General features: G+C 65.1%; 19 protein-coding genes, 6 tRNA genes and 1 other RNA gene. 21 read left to right on the top strand and 5 right to left on the bottom strand.

From position 1 onward, the window contains the following. Positions 1-65 precede the first annotated feature (65 nt). The 11 genes from ABIA73_RS15110 to ABIA73_RS15060 all read left to right on the top strand — a co-directional run bounded on the left by ABIA73_RS15110 (position 66) and on the right by ABIA73_RS15060 (position 9,521). A tRNA-Leu gene (locus tag ABIA73_RS15110) sits at positions 66-150 on the top strand. A gap of 191 nt (positions 151-341) precedes the next feature. Next, the gene (tig, locus tag ABIA73_RS15105; RefSeq protein WP_025878140.1) at positions 342-1,637 is read left to right on the top strand and encodes a trigger factor; all 1,296 of its coding nucleotides are present in this window, start codon (positions 342-344) and stop codon (positions 1,635-1,637) included. Positions 1,638-1,713: 76 nt separating this feature from the next. Then, positions 1,714-2,340: an ATP-dependent Clp endopeptidase proteolytic subunit ClpP gene (gene clpP, locus ABIA73_RS15100; RefSeq protein WP_025878142.1), complete on the top strand. Its 627-nt coding sequence runs from the start codon at positions 1,714-1,716 to the stop codon at positions 2,338-2,340. A 126-nt stretch (positions 2,341-2,466) separates the two neighbouring features. Next, positions 2,467-3,756, top strand: a complete 1,290-nt coding sequence (gene clpX / locus ABIA73_RS15095; RefSeq protein WP_025878143.1) for an ATP-dependent Clp protease ATP-binding subunit ClpX — start codon at positions 2,467-2,469, stop codon at positions 3,754-3,756. A 142-nt stretch (positions 3,757-3,898) separates the two neighbouring features. Then, complete coding sequence (gene lon / locus ABIA73_RS15090; RefSeq protein WP_025878144.1) at positions 3,899-6,352, top strand: endopeptidase La; 2,454 nt, start codon at positions 3,899-3,901, stop codon at positions 6,350-6,352. Positions 6,353-6,570: 218 nt separating this feature from the next. Then, on the top strand, positions 6,571-6,843 hold the full coding sequence (hbs, locus tag ABIA73_RS15085; protein ID WP_004146343.1) for a non-specific DNA-binding protein Hbs: 273 nt from the start codon (positions 6,571-6,573) through the stop codon (positions 6,841-6,843). 11 nt (positions 6,844-6,854) lie between these two features. Next, positions 6,855-6,929, top strand: a tRNA-Val gene (locus tag ABIA73_RS15080). A gap of 25 nt (positions 6,930-6,954) precedes the next feature. Beyond that, positions 6,955-7,031, top strand: a tRNA-Asp gene (locus ABIA73_RS15075). A gap of 89 nt (positions 7,032-7,120) precedes the next feature. Further along, positions 7,121-7,197, top strand: a tRNA-Asp gene (locus ABIA73_RS15070). A gap of 107 nt (positions 7,198-7,304) precedes the next feature. Further along, positions 7,305-7,381 (top strand) — tRNA-Asp (locus ABIA73_RS15065). Between the two features lie 184 nt (positions 7,382-7,565). After that, positions 7,566-9,521 (top strand): peptidyl-prolyl cis-trans isomerase, encoded by a 1,956-nt coding sequence (locus tag ABIA73_RS15060; RefSeq protein WP_032977385.1) that lies wholly within the window; start codon positions 7,566-7,568, stop codon positions 9,519-9,521. Positions 9,522-9,884: 363 nt separating this feature from the next. On the opposite strand, the gene ABIA73_RS15055 is transcribed toward ABIA73_RS15060, so the two are convergent. Further along, complete coding sequence (locus ABIA73_RS15055) at positions 9,885-11,087, bottom strand: lytic transglycosylase domain-containing protein (protein ID WP_032977383.1); 1,203 nt, start codon at positions 11,085-11,087, stop codon at positions 9,885-9,887. Next, entirely contained in the window at positions 11,084-11,848 is a 765-nt protein-coding gene (gloB, locus tag ABIA73_RS15050; protein WP_354275973.1) for a hydroxyacylglutathione hydrolase, read from the bottom strand. The genes ABIA73_RS15055 and gloB overlap by 4 nt, the downstream gene beginning before the upstream one ends. 11 nt (positions 11,849-11,859) lie before the next feature. Here gloB and ABIA73_RS15045 point away from each other — a divergent pair, with 11 nt between their 5' ends. From ABIA73_RS15045 to dnaQ, 3 genes are read left to right on the top strand one after another with little or no spacing between them, the layout of a single operon-like run. Then, positions 11,860-12,504 carry a class I SAM-dependent methyltransferase gene (locus ABIA73_RS15045; protein WP_025878154.1) on the top strand — a complete coding sequence of 215 codons (645 nt, stop codon included), beginning with the start codon at positions 11,860-11,862 and terminating at the stop codon, positions 12,502-12,504. Positions 12,505-12,516: 12 nt separating this feature from the next. After that, positions 12,517-12,969, top strand: a complete 453-nt coding sequence (gene rnhA / locus ABIA73_RS15040) for a ribonuclease HI (protein WP_025878155.1) — start codon at positions 12,517-12,519, stop codon at positions 12,967-12,969. Between the two features lie 4 nt (positions 12,970-12,973). Beyond that, on the top strand, positions 12,974-13,702 hold the full coding sequence (gene dnaQ / locus ABIA73_RS15035; protein WP_025878156.1) for a DNA polymerase III subunit epsilon: 729 nt from the start codon (positions 12,974-12,976) through the stop codon (positions 13,700-13,702). A 113-nt stretch (positions 13,703-13,815) separates the two neighbouring features. Here the strand turns inward: dnaQ and ABIA73_RS15030 are convergent, their stop codons facing one another. Beyond that, positions 13,816-14,520, bottom strand: coding sequence for a PP2C family protein-serine/threonine phosphatase (locus ABIA73_RS15030; protein ID WP_025878157.1), 705 nt, complete (start codon positions 14,518-14,520; stop codon positions 13,816-13,818). Between the two features lie 169 nt (positions 14,521-14,689). On the opposite strand from ABIA73_RS15030, the gene ABIA73_RS15025 reads away from it, so the two are divergent. After that, positions 14,690-14,780: transfer RNA gene (locus tag ABIA73_RS15025), tRNA-Ser, on the top strand. Between the two features lie 220 nt (positions 14,781-15,000). After that, entirely contained in the window at positions 15,001-15,405 is a 405-nt protein-coding gene (locus ABIA73_RS15020; RefSeq protein ID WP_025878158.1) for a DUF6165 family protein, read from the top strand. 118 nt (positions 15,406-15,523) lie between these two features. Here ABIA73_RS15020 and ABIA73_RS15015 read toward each other — a convergent pair whose 3' ends face one another. Continuing rightward, the gene (locus ABIA73_RS15015; protein ID WP_105163520.1) at positions 15,524-16,570 is read right to left on the bottom strand and encodes a glycosyltransferase family 9 protein; all 1,047 of its coding nucleotides are present in this window, start codon (positions 16,568-16,570) and stop codon (positions 15,524-15,526) included. A gap of 20 nt (positions 16,571-16,590) precedes the next feature. Between ABIA73_RS15015 and ABIA73_RS15010 the strand changes: the two genes are divergently transcribed. The 3 genes from ABIA73_RS15010 to ABIA73_RS15000 are packed head-to-tail and all read left to right on the top strand — an operon-like array spanning position 16,591 to position 18,493. Beyond that, a complete protein-coding gene (locus tag ABIA73_RS15010) occupies positions 16,591-17,340 on the top strand; it encodes a 3-deoxy-D-manno-octulosonic acid kinase (protein ID WP_033830466.1) in 750 nt (249 codons plus the stop codon). Continuing rightward, positions 17,340-18,107, top strand: a complete 768-nt coding sequence (locus ABIA73_RS15005) for an MBL fold metallo-hydrolase (RefSeq protein WP_312401030.1) — start codon at positions 17,340-17,342, stop codon at positions 18,105-18,107. The genes ABIA73_RS15010 and ABIA73_RS15005 overlap by 1 nt, the downstream gene beginning before the upstream one ends. Next, on the top strand, positions 18,104-18,493 hold the full coding sequence (locus ABIA73_RS15000) for a nuclear transport factor 2 family protein (RefSeq protein ID WP_354275972.1): 390 nt from the start codon (positions 18,104-18,106) through the stop codon (positions 18,491-18,493). Before ABIA73_RS15005 ends, ABIA73_RS15000 begins: the two co-directional genes overlap by 4 nt. A gap of 75 nt (positions 18,494-18,568) precedes the next feature. Here the strand turns inward: ABIA73_RS15000 and ffs are convergent. Beyond that, positions 18,569-18,665: signal recognition particle sRNA small type (gene ffs, locus ABIA73_RS14995), an RNA gene on the bottom strand. A gap of 299 nt (positions 18,666-18,964) precedes the next feature. On the opposite strand from ffs, the gene ABIA73_RS14990 reads away from it, so the two are divergent. Both ABIA73_RS14990 and ABIA73_RS14985 read left to right on the top strand, forming a co-directional pair. Then, positions 18,965-19,282: a DMT family transporter gene (locus tag ABIA73_RS14990; protein WP_032977375.1), complete on the top strand. Its 318-nt coding sequence runs from the start codon at positions 18,965-18,967 to the stop codon at positions 19,280-19,282. Between the two features lie 25 nt (positions 19,283-19,307). Then, positions 19,308-19,484: a hypothetical protein gene (locus ABIA73_RS14985; RefSeq protein WP_309910701.1), complete on the top strand. Its 177-nt coding sequence runs from the start codon at positions 19,308-19,310 to the stop codon at positions 19,482-19,484. The last annotated feature ends 146 nt before the right edge of the window (positions 19,485-19,630 follow it).

Here is a 19,630-nt window from a genome sequence, read left to right as displayed (position 1 = left end):
TCAGTTTTGTGGAAGCCTTCCGCTTTCCGCCCCCGCCTGCAACAATGAACACCTGAGCCGGCCACGCGAAAGTGGCGGAATTGGTAGACGCCCTGGATTTAGGTTCCAGTGCCGCAAGGCGTGGGGGTTCGAGTCCCCCCTTTCGCACCAGGCCGGCCCGTCCCCCGCCCAGTCGGGCATTCCGCGTCAACCCCTGCGCCCGGCCGTGCTGGCGGCGCCGCCCGAATTGGGCGAAACTAAAGGGCTGCGGCAAGCAGGCGCGTCATCGACGTCGTGTCCTTACAACCGTTTCATCCATCATCGAGCCGGGGGCCAGGGCGCCACCGGTGGCAGGAGTCAACATGCAAGCTTCGATTGAAACCATCGGCAACCTGGAACGCCGCCTGAGCTTCTCGCTGCCGGAAGACCGTCTGCAGAGCCACATCAACGGCCGCCTGGGCGAAATCGCCCGCACCACCCGCATCAAGGGTTTCCGTCCGGGCAAAGTGCCGGCCAAGGTGATCGAGCAGCGCTTCGGCGCGCAGGTCCGTGGCGAGGCGCTGGACGGCCTTCTGCGCGAAACCTTCGACGCCGCCGTGCGTGAGCACGACCTGCGCATCGTCGGCAGCCCGCGCATCGACAAGGGTGACGAGGGTGAGTTCTCCTTCGTGGCCACCGTCGAAGTGGTGCCGGACTTCGGTGACATCGACGTCAGCAAGCTGACCGTGGTGCGCCACACCGCCGAAATCACCGATGCCGACATCGACCAGATGATCGAGAACCTGCAGACGCAGCGTCGCAGCTGGTCGCCGGTCACCCGTGCCGCGCAGGACGGCGACCTGGTCGCACTGGAAACCTGGTCGCAGGCCGGTGACGAGCGCCTGCCGGCCGAAGGCACCGAGAAGGGCAGCATCGTGCTCGGCCAGGGCATGATGTTCGAGACCATCGAGCAGGGCCTGGTCGGCATGGCCAAGGACGAAGAGAAAACCCTGGACGTCGAGTTCCCGGCTGACTGGCGCGTGCCGGCGCTGGCGGGCAAGACCGTGCAGGTCACCGTGAAGGTCAGCGACGTGTCCGAGCCGGTCGTGCCGGCCGTCGATGAAGCCTTCATCAAGAGCTTCGGCGTGAAGGGTGGCGACGTCGAGCAGTTCCGCAGCGACATCCGCGCCAACCTCGAGCGTGAGCTGAAGGGCGCACTGATGAACCGCCTGCGTCGTGAAGTCGGTGAGCAGCTGATCGCGGCCTATTCGTCGGTGGAAATGCCGCCGCGCCTGGTCGAGAACGAAGCCCGTGCCATGCTGGCCCAGCAGGTCGAGCAGATCCGCCGCAGTGGCCGCAACCCGGGCGAGATCCCGGCCGACGCCCACGAAGGCTTCAAGGACGCTGCTGCCAAGCGTGTGCTGGTCGGCCTGGTGGTCGGCGAAGTGGCCCGCAGCAACGACCTGCGCCTGGAGCCGAAGCGTCTGAATGAAACGATGCGTCTGATCGCCTCGACCTACGAAGAGCCGGAACAGGTCATTGAGATGTACCGCAACGACCCCCAGCTGATGTCTGGCCTGCAGAACCGCGTGATGGAAGAGCAGGTGATCGACTGGATCGCCGAGCGCGCCCAGCACACTGAAGAAAAGCTGTCGTTCCAGGACGCGATCCGCCAGTAATCCCTGGCGGATTGCCGGATACCCCGCGCCAGCCCTGGCGCGGGGGTGTTTCCCCCCAAGATAGGTACCTCACGAAATGGACAACCGAACCAAAGCCCTGAACATGGTTCCCATGGTGGTCGAGCAGACCAGCCGCGGCGAGCGTGCCTACGACATCTATTCGCGCCTGTTGAAGGAGCGCCTGATCTTCCTGGTTGGCCCGATCGACGATCACATGGCCAACGTGGTGGTGGCGCAGCTGCTGTTCCTGGAAGCGGAAAACCCGGAAAAGGACATCAGCATCTACATCAACTCGCCGGGTGGCGTGGTCACCGCCGGCATGGCGATCTACGACACCATGCAGTACATCAAGCCGGACGTGAGCACCATCTGCGTTGGCCAGGCCGCCTCGATGGGCGCGCTGCTGCTGGCGTCCGGTGCGGCGGGCAAGCGCTATGCGCTGCCGAACTCGCGGGTGATGATCCACCAGCCGCTGGGTGGCTTCCAGGGCCAGGCCACCGACATCGACATCCACGCACGCGAGATCCTGACCCTGCGTGCGCGCCTGAACGAAGTGCTGGCCAAGCACACCGGCCAGTCGCTGGAGACCATCGCGCGCGATACCGAGCGCGACAACTTCAAGAGCGCGGTCGATGCTGTCGCCTACGGCCTGGTCGACCAGGTCCTGGAGCGTCGTCCGGAAGAGTCGATCCAGGCCGGCTGACCGGCACTCACGGGGCCATGGCAGGCCCCGTTCCTGCAGGGTCGGGTGGACTGATGTCCCTCCGGCCCTGTGTTATTCTCGAATCGAACCCCCGTTCAGCGGGTGGGGTAACTGGGTAAGCGAAGCATGAGCGAAGACCGCCAAGGTCGTTCCACGGACACCGGCAAGATCCTCTACTGCTCTTTCTGCGGCAAGAGCCAGCATGAAGTGCGCAAGCTGATTGCCGGTCCGAGCGTGTTCATCTGCGATGAGTGCGTGGAGCTGTGCAACGACATCATCCGAGAGGAGCTTGAGGAAAAGGCGCAGTCGGCGCGCAGTTCGCTGCCCAAGCCGCGCGAGATCCTCGAGGTGCTCGACCAGTACGTGATCGGACAGAACCGCGCCAAGCGGACCCTGGCCGTGGCCGTGTACAACCACTACAAGCGCATCGAGAGCCGCCAGAAGAACGACGAAGTCGAGCTGGCGAAGTCGAACATCCTGCTGGTCGGTCCGACCGGTTCGGGCAAGACCCTGCTGGCCGAGACCCTGGCCCGCCTGCTCAACGTGCCGTTCACCATGGCCGACGCCACCACGCTGACCGAAGCCGGTTACGTGGGCGAGGACGTGGAGAACATCATCCAGAAGCTGCTGCAGAAGTGCGACTACGACGTCGAGAAGGCACAGCAGGGCATCGTCTACATCGATGAAATCGACAAGATCTCGCGCAAGAGCGAGAACCCGTCGATCACCCGCGATGTGTCCGGCGAAGGCGTGCAGCAGGCCCTGTTGAAGCTGATCGAAGGCACCGTGGCCAGCGTTCCGCCGCAGGGTGGGCGCAAGCATCCGCAGCAGGAATTCCTGCAGGTGGACACCAAGAACATCCTGTTCATCTGCGGCGGCGCGTTTGCCGGCCTGGACAAGGTGATCCAGCAGCGCTCCAACGACGCCGGTGGCATCGGTTTCGGCGCCAAGGTGAAGAGCAGCGAGCGCAAGCAGGAAGTGGGCAAGGTGCTGGCTGAAGTCGAGCCGGAAGACCTGATCAAGTTCGGCCTGATTCCCGAGTTCGTGGGCCGCCTGCCGGTGGTCGCGACCCTGGAAGAGCTGGACGAGCCGGCCCTGATCCGCATCCTGACCGAGCCGAAGAACGCCATCACCAAGCAGTTCAAGAAGCTGTTCGAGATGGAGAACGTCGAGCTGGAGTTCCGTCCGGACGCCTTGTCGGCCATCGCCAAGAAGGCGCTCAAGCGCAAGACCGGTGCCCGTGGCCTGCGCACCATCGTCGAATCGGTCCTGCTGGACACCATGTACGACCTGCCGTCGCAGGAAAACGTCAGCAAGGTTGTCGTGGATGAATCGGTGATCGAGCACAAGTCCGAGCCGTACCTGATCTACCAGACCCCGCCGGTCCCTGAACAGAAGGCCGCCGGCGCCGAATGATTCTTTCAACTTGTTGAATAGAAAGAATTTTCTCGGAACGTCTTGCATCTGAAAGCCGATGGCCCCATAACGGGGCCATCGGCTTTTTTTGTCTCCGGAAGATGCCCTCCCGGAGACGGTTTTCCCCTTCCCTGGAGCCCCCATGGCCCGTTCCCCAAGTGAGACCCTCGACCTGCCGGTCCTGCCGCTGCGCGACGTAGTGGTATTCCCGCACATGGTCATCCCGCTGTTCGTCGGCCGCGACAAGTCCATGCACGCGCTGGAACAGGCGATGGAAGCAGACAAGCGCATCCTGCTGCTGGCGCAGAAGTCGGCCGAGACCGATGACCCGCAGGCCGCCGACCTCTACCAGGTCGGCACCCTGGCGCAGGTCCTGCAGCTGCTGAAGCTGCCTGACGGCACCATCAAGGTGCTGGTCGAAGGCCTGTCGCGCGTGCAGGTGACCAGCGTCAGCGAACGCGATGGATCGCTGCACGGCCAGGCCGTGGAAATCGAGGCCGCCGATGCACGTGAGCCGCGCGAAATCGAGGCCATCGCCCGCTCGCTGATGTCGCTGTTCGAGCAGTACGTCAAGACCAACCGCAAGCTGCCGCCGGAACTGCTGCAGACCCTGGCCGGCATCGATGAGCCGACACGCCTGGCCGACACCATCGCCGCCCATATCAGCGTGCGGTTGTCGGACAAGCAGCGCCTGCTGGAAACGCTGGCGGTGGGCGAACGCCTGGAGATGCTGGTCGGCCTGGTCGACGGCGAGATCGACGTGCAGCAGATGGAAAAGCGCATCCGCGGCCGCGTGAAGTCGCAGATGGAAAAGAGCCAGCGCGAGTACTACCTCAACGAACAGATGAAGGCCATCCAGAAGGAACTGGGTGACCTGGACGATGCGCCGGGCGAACTGGAAGAGCTGGCGCGCAAGATCGCCGAAGCGGGCATGCCCAAGCCGGTGGAAGCCAAGGCGCGCAACGAGCTCAACAAGCTCAAGCAGATGTCGCCGATGTCTGCCGAAGCAGCGGTCGTGCGCAACTACCTGGAGTGGCTGCTGGGCGTGCCGTGGAAGAAGCGCAGCAAGGTGCGCAAGGACCTGAAGGCCGCGCAGGACACCCTCGATGCCGATCACTACGGCCTGGAGAAGGTCAAGGAACGCATCCTTGAATACCTGGCGGTGCAGTCGCGGGTGAAGCAGATGAAGGGTCCGATCCTGTGCCTGGTCGGGCCGCCGGGCGTGGGCAAGACCTCGCTGGGCCAGTCCATCGCCAAGGCCACCAACCGCAAGTTCGTGCGCATGTCGCTGGGCGGCGTGCGCGACGAAGCCGAGATCCGTGGCCACCGTCGTACCTATGTCGGTTCGATGCCGGGCCGCATCGTGCAGAACCTCAACAAGGTCGGCAGCAAGAACCCGCTGTTCGTGCTGGACGAGATCGACAAGATGTCGATGGACTTCCGTGGCGATCCTTCCTCGGCGCTGCTGGAAGTGCTCGATCCCGAGCAGAACAACGCGTTCAACGACCACTACCTGGAAGTGGACCTGGACCTGTCCGAAGTGATGTTCGTGGCGACCTCCAACTCGCTCAACATCCCCGGCCCGCTGCTGGACCGCATGGAAGTGATCCGCATCCCCGGTTACACCGAGGATGAGAAGCTCAACATCGCCACCCGTTACCTGTCGCCCAAGCAGATCAAGGCCAACGGCCTGAAGCCGGAAGAGCTGGAGATCGGCAGCGATGCCATCCAGGACATCGTGCGCTACTACACGCGCGAATCCGGCGTGCGCAACCTGGAACGCGAGATCGCCAAGATCTGCCGCAAGGTGGTGAAGGAAATCGCGCTGGGTGGGCCGCAGCCGGTGGCGAAGGCGAAGAAGGGCGCGCGCAAGTCCAAGGCGCTGGTGAGCGTGTCGAGCAAGAACCTGGACAAGTACCTGGGCGTGCGTCGCTTCGACTTCGGCCGTGCCGAAGAAGAGAACGAGATCGGCCTGGTCACGGGCCTGGCCTGGACCGAAGTCGGTGGCGATCTGCTGCAGATCGAATCGACGCTGGTACCGGGCAAGGGCCAGCTGATCCTGACCGGCCAGCTCGGCAACGTGATGAAGGAATCAGCGTCGGCGGCGTTGTCGGTGGTGCGTTCGCGTGCCGAGCGCTTCGGCATCGATGCGGACTTCCTGCAGAAGCACGACGTGCACCTGCATGTACCCGATGGTGCGACGCCGAAGGATGGCCCCAGTGCCGGTGCGGCAATGGTGACCTCGCTGGTGTCGATGCTGACCAAGGTCGCCGTGCGCGCCGATGTGGCGATGACCGGCGAAATCACCCTGCGTGGTCGCGTCACCGCGATCGGCGGCCTCAAGGAGAAGCTGCTGGCGGCCCTGCGCGGCGGAATCCGCACGGTGATCATCCCCGATGAGAACCGCAAGGATCTTGCTGACATTCCGGCCAACGTCACCCGCGACCTGGAGATCGTGCCGGTGAAGTACATCGAGGAAGTGCTCGATCTGGCCCTGGAACGTCCGCTGGCACCGAAGAAGACGCGCAAGAGTGCGCAGCGCGTCACGGTGCGCAGCAAGGCCAAACCGAGTGGAAACGCGCGCGTCAAGCATTGATGCGTCCTGTCGAAATGCTTGAAACCCGCGTCGTTGCTGGCTTTCCAGCTTGCGTGGGGGTAGGGCCGCTGGTATAAAAGCAGCACTCGCGAATGAGTGATCGCAGTCAGCGCTCACTGAATTCGGCGAACCGTTTCCACATGGCAACCGCATGCAGACGTCGTGCGGTTGCTTCCCTGTCGAATACGCGGAACCCACCGCCAAAGGAGTTGTAAAGAATGAACAAGACCGAATTGATCGATGCCGTTGCTGAAGCTGCCGACCTGACCAAGGCCGAGTCCAGCCGCGCTGTCGATGCCGTCGTTGCTGCCGTCACCAAGGCGCTGAAGGACGGCGATGCGGTCACCCTGGTTGGCTTCGGTACCTTCCAGGTCCGCGACCGTGCTGCCCGCACCGGCCGCAACCCGAAGACCGGCGACACCATCAAGATCGCTGCTTCGAAGAATCCGTCGTTCAAGGCTGGTAAGGCCCTGAAGGATGCTGTAAACTAAGCGGCTCGCTGGGGTGCTTAGCTCAGCGGTAGAGCGTCTCCTTTACACGGAGAGGGTCGGGGGTTCGAAACCCTCAGCACCCACCACAGCACCGCGGTAAGTTTGAAATGTGGAGCGGTAGTTCAGCTGGTTAGAATGCTGGCCTGTCACGCCGGAGGTCGCGGGTTCGAGTCCCGTCCGCTCCGCCATTTTCAACGAGGCCCCCGGCCGAAAAGCTGGGGGCCTTGTTTTCTCTCCAACCAACCGGTTGTAGAGAAAACAAAGAGGTCTGCAATACGGAGCGGTAGTTCAGCTGGTTAGAATGCTGGCCTGTCACGCCGGAGGTCGCGGGTTCGAGTCCCGTCCGCTCCGCCATTGCAAAACTCTTAAATCCTCGTGAAAAAACTTTGAAAAAAGTGTTCAGCGGGGTAGGTTTTCAGGAAGTCTTCGGATATACTGAGCGCCTGCAAAGTTTCAAGCGCGGAGCGGTAGTTCAGCTGGTTAGAATGCTGGCCTGTCACGCCGGAGGTCGCGGGTTCGAGTCCCGTCCGCTCCGCCAACTCTAAGAGCCCTCGACGCAAGTCGGGGGCTTTTTCTTTGCGCCGTTTCCATCATTCGATGCGCGCGAACCTGTAGATCGCCTGGGCGGGATGGCGCCAGGCCCTGCTGCCACTGCTTTTGGTCCACGCCGCGAAGCGGGTTACACTGCCGGGCTCGCCAATCAAGCCTTGTGATTCCTCACCATGCTGCAGAAACTCCGCGACAAGACCTCAGGCTGGATCGTCACCGTGATCCTGGGGCTGCTGATGATTCCGTTCCTGTTCGTGATCGACAACAGCTACCTCGGTGGCGTCGGCGCACAGAACGTCGCCAAGGTTTCGGCACCGCCGACCTGGTGGCGCTCGGCACCGTCCTGGTGGCCGGTGCGCATGATGTGGCAGCACCATGAGATCAGTGCACAGGACTTCCGCACCCGTTTCGAGCAGGAACGCATGCGCGAACGCCAGCAGCAGGGCGAGAACTTCGACCCGCGCGCGTTCGAAAGCACCGAGAACAAGCTGGCCGTGCTCGACCAGTTGATCGACGAGCAGGTCGTGCGCCTGGTCGGTGAGCAGGCCGGTGTCGTGATTGGCGACGGCGCTGTGCGCGAATACATCACCACCATTCCGGGCTTCCTGGGCGCCGATGGCAAGTTCAGCGAAAGCAATTACCGTCTGGCCCTGGCCGGTGGCAATCCGCCGCGCACGCCGACCCAGTTCCAGGAACTGGTGCGTGAGAGCCTGCAGCAGTCGGTGATCCCGTCGGGCCTGCAGAATTCCGGCTTTGTCACCCAGGCCGAGACCGAGCGTCTGTTGAAGCTGCTGGGCGAGACCCGCGATGTGGAACTGGCCGCACTGCCGGAAGTTCCGGTGGATACCGCGCCGGTGACCGACGCGCAGATCAAGCAGTGGTACGACAGCCATGGCAAGGATTTCCGCCAGGCCGAATCGGTGTCGCTGGAATATGTCGAGCTCAATGGTGCCAACCTGCCGGCGCCGACTGCGGCCGACGAAGCGACCCTGCGCAAGCGCTATGAAGACGAGAAGGCCAAGTTCACCACGCCGGAACAGCGCCAGGCGGCGCACATCCTGATCACCGGCGACGGTGCTGAAGCCAAGGCCGCCAAGCTGGCTGTCGAAGCAAAGGCGGCAGGTGCCGACTTTGCCGCGCTGGCCAAGGCGAACTCGGAAGATCCCGGCTCCAAGGCGCAGGGCGGTGACCTGGGCTGGGTGGAGCGGGGCGCGATGGTCAAGCCGTTCGAAGATGCACTGTTTGGTGCCAAGGCGGGTGAGGTGATCGGCCCGGTCAAGACCGACTTCGGTTACCACATCATCAAGGTCGCAGCGGTTCGTGGCGGCCAGGGCAAGTCCTTCGAAGAAGTACGCGACACCTTGGCTGCCGAGCAGTTGAAGGCCGACGGCGAGCGCGGCTTCAACGATCTGGCGGGCCGCCTGGTCGATGCCATCAACAAGAGCCCGAGCGACCTGTCCGCGGCCGCCAAGGCGGTCGGCCTGTCGATGCAGACGCTGGGCCCGATCACGCGCACGACCGCCACCGGTATTGCCGCTGATCCGGCCGTGCTGCGTGCCGCCTTCTCCGACGTCCTGGTGCAGGACGGTACCGCCAGCGATCCGATCGCCCTGGGCGGCAGCAGCAACCACAGCGTGGTGATCCGCGTTGCCGCGCATACCCCGGAGCAGGCGCTGCCGCTGGACAAGGCGCGTGAGCAGGTGATCGCCGCGATCCGTGCCGACCGTCAGCGCCAGGCCGGTGACAAGGCCGCCGATGCCCTGCTGGCCAAGCTGAAGGCCGGCGCGACCCTGCAGTCGCTGGCTGCCAGCGAGAAGCTGCAGCTGAGCCCGATGCCGGGCCTGCCGCGCAGCCAGCCGGTGCCGACCCCGGAGATCAACCGTGCGATCTTCAGTGCGCCGCTGCCTGCCGAAGGCAAGCCGAGCTACGGCAAGGTCGACGTCAACGGCCATGCGCTGGTCTTCGCGGTGAACAAGGTCAACCCGGGCGACATCAAGGAAGTGACCGCCGAACAGCAGAAGCAGCTGAAGGACCAGCTGAGCCAGATCGACGGCATGGCTGCTGCCAAGGCCTACATCGAGGCGATGCGCAAGAAGTTCTTGATCCAGACCACCGAAGCGAACCTGTAAGCCCTCCGGCGGGCAGGAACGAAAAGGCCCGGCATTGCCGGGCCTTTTTTGTTGTCGCAACCCTGATCGATCCGTGACCTGCGCGATGAGTGCCGACCAAGGTCGGCCGCTACCAGAAGCGAAGCGACCTGCTCCTGCTCTTCATCCTTCAATCCGTGGGTGCCACCGGAAACCATCAGGGGACGGGCGGGGTGGGCGCGCGGGGGTGTCCGCGGCATGGATGCCGCGGCCAAGCCCCCAAGGATGGGTTCACGGCGTCCCCCGTGGGTCCACCTCGCTCGTCCCAACTCATGAATGCTGCTGCCGCCACCCGCGAGGGGCTTCGCCGTTGGCCGGAAACGGCGTGTCAGCGCCGCACCGACCTCAGTCTTCGACGCGCAGTACCGCGCCTGGCTTCAGCACGCTGCTGCCGCTCAAGCCGTTCAGCGACAACAGCGCCTTCACCGGCATGCCGTAGCGGCGGGCGATGGTCCATGCCGATTCGCCATTGCGAACGGTGTGGCGACGGTTGCGCGGGCGATCGGCAGCCGAGGCGACCACCTTGGCCACCTGCGGGCTCGGCGCGGCGCTGGCGGTGCTGGCCACTGCGGTGGCAACGGCCGTGCTGGCGATGTCGGCAACGTCCGCGTTGGACGCCGAAACCGGGGCCAGTACGCGGGCCGTGCCCGACGGGCGGTTGCCGGCGGCCAGTGCCGGATTCAGGCGGGCGATCTTCGCCGGGTCCAGCGCGCGCTGGGCGGCCCACTGCTGGACGCTGGTGCCCGCCGGCAGGGTGTGGTCCTTCAGCACCGGCACCGTGCGGTCCAGCGAGGCCATCACGCCCGGCTGATCTTCCACGTCTTCCAGCACGCAGGCCAGGGCATGCAGCTTCTCGACGTAGGCATGGGTGACCGGCGACAGCCCGGGCAGGCCGGCCGGTTTGGCGTTCTGCGCATTCATGCCGGCCTTGCGCATGGACTGCAGCACGCGGTATTCACCGGCGTTGTAGGCCATGGTGGCCAGGCGCCAGTCACCGCCGAACATGCCATGCAGGGTCTTCAGGTAGCGCACGGCGGCCTGGGTGGACTCCACTGCCGACAGTCGGCCGTCGTAGTTGTTGCTCATCGGTACGCGATGGTTGCGTGCCGTGGTGGCGATGAACTGCCACAGGCCGGTCGGGCCGCTGCCGTTGCGGGCATTGGGCCGGTAGCCACTTTCGACGAAGGGAATCAGGGCGAATTCGGTGGGCAGGTTGGCTTTGCGCAGCTCTTCGACCACATAGCCGAACAGCACCAGCGCGTCGTCATCCTGGTTGGCCAACCGCGAAGGCGCATGGGCGAACTGCTTCTGCCAGCGCGGGCTGGTGGCTTCGGCGTCACAGGTAGGTTCTGCAAGGCCGTCGCGGAAGCTGGAGAAGATCTCCTGGCCGTTACGTACCGATGCGGCCGGCAGCGTTGACGGATCCAGCGGCAGGGCCGAGGCGGCGGTCAGGTTCTGGCTGATGCCGGCGCCCAGCGATTGTGCGCCGGCAGTTCCGGCCAACCCCAGGACGAGACCCAGGGCCAGCGGCAGACTTCGGCGACTCATGCGCGGAAGCCGTCTTTCCAGTGCCGGAGACCGGCCATGACGTCGACGTCGTCCACGACTTCGCGCCCCAGGTGCGCCGACACGGCCGCGCGGATGGGCGCCGTGTGGGTACGCAGGAACGGATTGCAGGCAATTTCATCGGCCAGGGATACTGGCAGGGTGGAACGGTCATCGCGGCGCATGGCCAAAGCCTCCTCTTGGCGCTGCAACAAGGCAGCGTTGGCGGGGTCGACATGCCGCGCGAAGACGGCATTTGACACGGTGTACTCGTGAGCGCAACACAGCAGCAGTTGCGCGGGCAGGGCACCCAGCTTGCGCATCGATGCCAGCAGCTGGGACGGCGTACCTTCGAACAGGCGTCCACAGCCCAGGCTGAACAACGAATCTCCGCTGAAAAGCTGTTCAGCGGTGTGAAACGCGATGTGGCTGCGGGTGTGCCCGGGGACGGATAGTACGTGGAACATCCGGCCCAGTGCCTGAACACGTTCACCTTCACCCACCCGCTCGGTGGCCATCGGGATGCGCTCGTCGACCGGTGCGACCACGCGCACGCCGGGGAAACTCGCCTGCAGCGCCGGTACCCCGCCGATGTGATCGTCGTGGTGATGGGTGAGCAGGATGGTGTCCACGCGCACGCCTTGGGCAGCCAGCGCCAGTACCGGCGCAGCGTCGCCGGGATCGACGACCACGGCAGCACCGTCGTCGGCGATCAGCATCCAGATGTAGTTGTCCGCAAATGCGGGCAGGGCAGTCAGTCGCATAGAATTGGACCATGCCCGCGCTGCAGAGCACCCGTCAAGCGAGCCAGGCCCCGTGGTTCGACAGTGAACCGGCGGAGGCCCTGCGCGTGCTCGAACGGCAGCTGCTGCTGCCGCAGCTGTCGCTGCTGCCGACCCGGCCCTGGTTGTGGATCGCCCCCAGCGCCGCCTGGCTGGCGGATGCGCAGCTGGGCGGTCGGGGCCTGCGCCTGCATCGCCAGGGCAGTGGTTACGCCGGCGATACCCGCTGTGCCCTGCCGTTGCCGCTGCCCAACGAGAGCGTCAACGCCATCGTGCTGCAGCATGTGACCGTCGGCGATGCCGACCATCTGCTGGACGAATGCGAGCGCGTGCTGATGCCCGGCGGCCATCTGTGGCTGACCAGCCTCAACCCGTTCAGCCCGTTCCGCACGCGCTGGCGCCAGCACGGGCTGGTGGTGCGCACGCCGCAGCGGATCCGCCAGCTGCTTGAGCGCCATGGGCTGGAATGCGAGGACATGCGTTACCTGGGGCCGATGTGGCAGGGTGCCGGCAGCCGCCGTCGCGGCGGCTGGGCCCCCCTGCGCGCGGCCTGCCTGTTCCACGCTGAAAAACGCACGCTGGCCCTGCCCGGGCCGACCCCGTTGCCCGTGCGTTGGCACGGCACCGTTGCTACCTGATCTGGAGTTGTATTGAAAACCATCGAAATCCACACCGACGGTTCCTGCCTCGGCAATCCCGGCCCCGGTGGCTGGGCGGCGCTGTTGCGCTACAAGGGGCACGAGCGCGAACTGAGCGGTGGCGAAGCGCATACCACCAACAATCGGATGGAGCTGATGGCGGCCATTTCCGGCCTGGAGTCGTTGACCGAGCCCTGTGAGATCGTCCTCTACACCGATTCGCAGTACGTACGGCAGGGCCTGACCCAGTGGCTGCCGGGTTGGATCCGCAAGAACTGGAAGACCGCCGGCGGTGACCCGGTGAAGAACCGTGAACTGTGGGAGCGCCTGCAGGCCGCCACGCTGCGGCACCAGATCGACTGGCGCTGGGTGAAAGGCCATTCCGGCGACCCGGACAATGAACGTGTGGATACCCTGGCCCGCAACGCCGCGATCCAGATCCGCGACGGCAGCCCGGTAAACTGAGCCCATGCGTCAGATCATCCTTGATACCGAAACCACCGGCCTGGAGTGGAAGAAGGGCAACCGCGTCGTCGAAATCGGCTGCGTCGAGTTGTTCAAGCGCCGCCCGACCGGCAATACCTATCACCAGTACCTGAAGCCGGACTGCGAATTCGAACAGGGTGCGCAGGAAGTGACCGGCCTGACCCTGGAATTCCTCGCCGACAAGCCGGAGTTCGCGCAGGTCGTGGAGGAGTTCCTGGCCTTCATCGATGGCGCCGAGCTGATCATCCACAACGCCGCGTTCGACCTGGGCTTCCTCGACAACGAGCTGTCCCTGTTGGGAGAGCAGTACGGGAAGATCACCGACCGCTGCACGGTGATCGATACCCTGGCGCTGGCGCGCGAGCGCTTCCCGGGCCAGCGCAACTCGCTCGACGCCCTGTGCAAGCGACTGGGCGTGGACAACTCGCACCGCGCCCTGCATGGCGGTCTGCTGGATGCGCAGATCCTGGGGGATGTGTACATCGCGTTGACCTCGGGCCAGGAGGAGATCGGCTTCGGGCTGGGCGATGACGATGCCGGTGGCGCTGCGGCGTTGCAGGCGTTCGATGCGTCCAAGCTGCTGCCGCGGCCGCGCGTGGTGGCCACGCCGTCGGAGCAGGAAGCGCATGCGGCGCGTCTGGAACGGCTGCGCAAGAAGGCCGGCCACGCGTTGTGGGACGGCCCGAAGGTGGAAGAAGCCGCGAGCGCGTAGGCGCAGCGGTGGCGTGCGAAATGCAGCCACGCATGGCGTGGTGATGCGTGTGAAATGCAGGCACGCATGGCGTGGCTCTACTGTAGATCCACGCCATGCGTGGATGGCGTGGATCAGTGGCAGCGCACCAGGATCACGGTGATGTTGTCCGAGCCGCCGCCGTCGAGGGCGGAGGCGACCAGGCTGTCCACGCATTCCTGCGCGCTGGCGTCGTCGAAGGCGAGGGTGCGGGCGATGCCGCGGTCATCCACTTCCTCGGTCAGGCCATCACTGCACAGCAGCAACTGCATGCCCGGGCGCAGCTCGCCGCTGGTGGTCGCCACGTTCAGGTGTGCCGGGTCGGTGACGCCCAGTGCCTGGGTGACCACGTTCCGGTGGGGATGGGCGCGCGCCTGCTCGGCGGTCAGGTTGCCCTGCGCGACCAGTTCCTGCACCACGCTGTGGTCCTGGCTGAGCTGGGCAAGTTGGCCATCGCGCCACAGATAGGCGCGGCTGTCGCCGACCCAGGCCACTTCGTAACGGTTGCCCTGCACCCGTGCAGCGACCACGGTGGTGCCCATCGGCAGGCTGTCGTTGCGCCGGCGCGAGGCGCGGATGATCTCTTCGTCGGCGGTGCGGATCGCCTGCGCCAACGGCGCGCCACGGCGGATCTCACGCACGATGGTCTCGCGCGCCAGTGCGCTGGCCACCTCGCCGCAGGCGTGCCCGCCCATGCCGTCGGCTACCAGCCACAGGGCCAGCTCGCCGTCACCGTAATAGGTGTCCTCATTGAGCTCGCGGCGCAGGCCGGGGTGGGTGAGATGTCCGAATTCGATCATGGTGGGTGCTGGGCGAGGGGGTAATGCCGGGGAGAACGGCATCATCACGGCCAAGCGGACATCCGGCAAGCCATGCAGTCAGGAAAATTTCACTTCATTGGGCGCAATGACTTGTCGTCAGCCGCGCTTCCTCGTATGATGCGCGTCCCCGGTTCGCCGGGGAACATCTGGAGAGGTGGCAGAGCGGTTGAATGTACCTGACTCGAAATCAGGCAGGCGTTTATAGCGCCTCGGGGGTTCGAATCCCCCCCTCTCCGCCAGATTAAAAAAGAAGGGCTGCCGAAAGGCAGCCCTTCTTTTTTAATCTGGCGCGGGGATGCGACGACGCTTCGCGCGTCGCCCCAAACGTTGCGATGCAACGTTCGGGCCCCTCCCTTTGCCGGCCTTCCTGCGGATGCTTCAGTAGATCCACGCCATGCGTGGATGCTGTTCGCGTGCGGCGGGTTACCATGTACGTCATCACCTGCTGGAGCCGCCACGATGACCGCTGAAATCCTCGTCCCCGTTTCATTCGGCGAGCTGCTGGACAAGATCTCGATCCTGCAGATCAAGTCCGAGCGCATCAGTGACGAAGGCAAGCTGGCCAACGTACGCAAGGAGCTGTCCGCGCTGGAAACCACGTGGATGGCGCACCCGGCGGCAGTGAAGGACATCGCCAAGCTGCGCGCCGAGCTGAAGTCGGTCAACGAGCAGCTGTGGGAGATCGAGGACGACATCCGCCTGAAGGACAAGGCGCAGGCGTTCGATCAGGGGTTCATCGACCTGGCGCGCAGCGTGTACCTGCGCAACGACGAACGCGCACGCATCAAGAAGGCGATCAACCTGGCGCTGGGTTCGGCGTACGTGGAAGAGAAGTCCTACCAGGATTACACGCAGCGCGCGTAATCCCGGGCGGCCCGACGCAGTAGATCCACGCCATGCGTGGATGGATCTCCCGGGTTGCGGGACGGTGCGGACCAAGGTCCGCACCCCGTAGACAGCGCTCAGCTGCCCGGCGTGCCACTCACCCCAGATGGTCGGCGACGTAACGCTCGAACGCGGCAATGCCGTCCTCGACGGTGATCAGTTCCATCACGTCGTCGAATTCGATCTTGGTGCCCCACTTGAGGTCGGCTGCCTGCTTGCCCAGATACTTGCGCGCCGCGTCGTCGTAGCGGTCCGCGCAGTAGCGGCGGTCCGAATATGGGCCGCTGCGGTTCGGGTTGCTGGCCGCATGCAGGCCCAGCACCTTGGTACCCATTGCGTTGGCAATGTGCATCGGGCCAGAGTCCGGGGTCATCACCAGGTTGGCGCGGGCCAGCAGGGCCGGCAACTGCTTGAGCGTGTCCTTGCCGACCAGGTCCAGCGCCGGAACATCCAGCTGGGCCTGGATGGCGTCGGCCATGCTGCGCTCCAGTTCGCTGCGGCCGCCGCACAGCACGACCCGCCAACCGCGCGTGACGGCATGGTTGGCGACCTCGGCATAGCGGTCGGCGTACCAGTTGCGGCGCACGTGGCTGGAGCAGGGCGAGATCATCAGCACCGGCCGGCCATCGTCCTGCCATTGCGCAGCGGCCCAGTCATAGGCTGCCTGCGGCACGGCCAGGTCCCAGCTGACATCGGTCTGGCGCAGGCCCAGCGGCTCGCAGAAGCTGCCGATGGCATCAAGCACATGGATGCCCGGGCGATCAGGGATGCGTTCGTTGATGAAGAGGCCGTGCAGATCCTTGGAGCGGCTGCGGTCGTACCCGATGCGGCGCTCGGCAGGAATGAAGGCGGACAGCACGTTGGCGCGGAAGGCCACCTGCATCTGCAGCAGGGCCTCGAAACGCCCAGGCGGCAACTGCTTGCGCAGCTCCTTCACTCCGGCCATGCCGGTCTTCTTGTCGTAGGCGTGGAAGGTGACGCCCGGCAGGCCATCGAGCAGCTTCTGCCCGACCTTGTCGATGATCCAGTGGATCGGCGTGTCCGGGCGCGCGGCCTGCAGGGTGCGCACCAGCGGCACTACGTGGGTCACATCGCCAAGAGCGGACAGGCGCAGAAGACACAAGGAGGAGGACGCTGATGCCATGTGTTGTTAGACTCAAAGGAATGGTCGCATTCGACGCCAATGAAGCGCTGACGCCATGCCGCGAGGGTCGCGGCATCGGGGCCATTCTGTTCGACCGCGAGCGGCTGCGGCAAGCCGACATCGGTCTGTTCTCGCCACAGCACTGGGCCGGCAAGGCCCGGCCGGTGGGTGAGGGCGGCCGTGGCAGCGCCTGGTTCGTGGATGCGCCGTTCGGCGCCAGCGTACTGCGGCACTACCTGCGCGGGGGGCTGGCGGCCCGGATCAGCCACGACCAGTACATCTGGCGGGGGGCGGACCGGACCCGCAGCTTTGCCGAATTCCGGCTGATGCGCGCGCTGCGCGAGAAGAAGCTGCCGGTGCCCAGGCCGATTGCCGCCTTCTACATGCGTGAAGGCCTGCGCTACCGCGCCGCGATCCTGATGGAACGGATCGAAGGGGTGCGCTCGCTGGCCGACCGCGCACTGGTGGCCGGGCGCGGGGCGCCGTGGGAGGAAACCGGGCGGATGATCGCGCGCTTCCACCGTGCCGGGCTGGACCATGCCGATCTCAATGCGCACAACATCCTGTTCGATGGCAACGGGCATGGCTGGCTGATCGACTTCGATCGCGGGGTGATCCGCATCCCGGCCACGGCCTGGCGCGAGCGCAATCTCAAGCGCCTGCTGCGCTCGCTGGTCAAGCTGCGCGGTGAGCGCAGCGTGGAAGACGTGGAAAAAGACTACGCGCGCCTGCGTCGCGCCTATGACATGGCCTGGAACCGGGGCACCTGATGGACTGGTCGTTGCGTTTCCTCGGCGTCGGCAATGCGTCGGCGGTCGAGCTGGGTTCGCCGATGTCGGTGATCGAGCGCGATGGCCGGCCCTGGCTGACCATCGACTGCGGCGGCGAAGGCCTGACTGCCTTCAAGGCCCATTACGGGCATATGCCGCAGGCGCTGTTCGTTACCCATGTGCACCTGGATCACGTGGCCGGTTTCGAACGGCTGTTCGTGGATACCTTCTTCAGCGCGCAGCGGCGCGGCAAGGTGCGCCTGTACGTGCCGGCCACGGTGGTGCCGCTGCTGCACAAGCGCATCGGCGATTACCCGAACGTGCTGGCCGAGGGCGGCGCCAACTTCTGGGATGCCTTCCAGCTGATCGTGGTGGGCGATGCGTTCTGGCACGAGGGCGTGCGCCTGGAAGTGTTCCCGGTGCGGCACCACTGGCCGGAGACGGCCTATGGCCTGCGCCTGCAGGGCGCGCTGACCTGGAGCGGCGACACCAGGCCGATTCCGGAAATGCTGGCGCGCTATGCCAGTGACAACGAACTGATCGCCCACGACTGCGGGTTGCACGGCAATCCTTCGCATACCGGGGTGGATGACCTGGAGCGCGAGTACAGCGCCGAGCTGCAGGCACGGATGATGCTGTACCACTACGCCAGCGTGGCCGATGGCCAGGTCCTGGCCGCGCGCGGGCACCGGGTGGCACAGCCGGGCCAGTGTGTTGTGCTGGCCGCGCCGACCGCCCCGCACGTGCTGGCGCAGGATCCGCCGTGAGCAGCGCTGGCGCCGCCGCTTCACCGGCGCTGGCCGCCGAACTGGTGGGGTTGGAACGCGCACTGCATTGCCCGCAGGTGCGCGCAGACCATGAGCGTCTGGCGGCATTGCTGGATGAGGATTTCAATGAGATCGGCAGCTCCGGCCAGTGCTACGGCCGTGAAGCCGCGCTGGAAGAGATCCCGCTGGAGCGTGCGCAGGTGGTGATCGAGTCGGACCAGTACGCCGTGTGGATGCTGGCAGAGTGCTTGGCCCAGGTGCGTTACCGCAGTCGCTATCACGTCGATGACCAACCACAGCGCTGGGTGCTGCGCAGCTCGCTGTGGCGTCAGCATTCAACGGGCTGGCGGATGGTGTTCCATCAGGGTACGCCTGAGGCGCGGTAGCGCCGGGGCATGCCCGGCGAAGGGCCCAACCAAGGCTGGCATCTACCGGAGCGGGGCTTCGCCGAAAAGGCGGTGGCCCCGCCGGCTGACCTCGGCGCCCGCGTCGATCGATACCGTTGCTGCCTTCCGGCCCTGGCGGAGTTTTCGACCTAGCGTCGCGAGGGGCCGACGGGGCCACCATAGAGACGTTGGCCGCCCGGAGGCGGCCGATTCACGGATCAGGGGAAGCAGCGCGTTGTGCGCCGGAGACCACAGCCGGACTGCACATCGGCTTACCGATGGCAGACGCGCATTCTAGCGCAGGCAGGTACGTTGATGCCAGCTTCATGCACTGAATCCGATGTAACCCTGTGCCCCCAGCATCGGCCGGTGGCTGCCGCCGTTGCTAGAATCCGGTCCCAGGAGGAACGACCTCCCCCACATCGGGATTCAATGACCAGGACGGCCTGGCCCTACCAAAGGAGGGCTGTCATGGCCTGGATCTATCTGTTGTTTGCCGGCCTGCTGGAAATCGTCTGGGCCGTGTCGATGAAGCAGTCTGAAGGCTTCACCAAACTCACCCCCACCGTCATCACCATCGTCGGCATGATCGCCAGCTTCTGGCTGTTGGCCGTCGCCATGCGCAGCCTGCCGCTGGGCACCGCCTATACGATCTGGACCGGTATCGGCGCGGTCGGTGCTTTCGTGGTCGGCATCGTGTTCCTGGGCGAGCAGGTCAGCCCGATGCGGATTGGCGCGGCGGTACTGATCGTCGCCGGCCTGGTTCTGATGAAACTCTCCAGCAGCTGAGGCCGGTTACGAATGCGGCGGGAATATGGATATTCCCGTTCTGCAGAAACAAGAGAATATGCATTTTCGGCAAAGTCGTGACGACTGCCGTGATTATTTGACGGCCATCATGAAAATAACGCGCCGGATTCACGTGGTGCTGGCGTTGACGGCCGCACAGTGCGCCCATTCGTCAAGCGAAACCGGGGAGTTTTCGCGCTGACGGACGTGCAGCGGCGCGCAGTTCCTGCAGCGCTTGCACGTGAAAGTGTGACTGTTTTTCAAGGTTGATACCGCAGGTCTTGTTCCCGGGTGGAGCAGGGCAGGACGACATCACCTCCAAAAAACCTGCCTGCTGTGCCACCGGTC

It is taken from the genome of Stenotrophomonas sp. 2694 (assembly GCF_040548715.1).
In the GTDB taxonomy this organism is placed as follows: domain Bacteria; phylum Pseudomonadota; class Gammaproteobacteria; order Xanthomonadales; family Xanthomonadaceae; genus Stenotrophomonas; species Stenotrophomonas indicatrix.
This window is presented reverse-complemented; position numbering and strand designations above follow the sequence as displayed.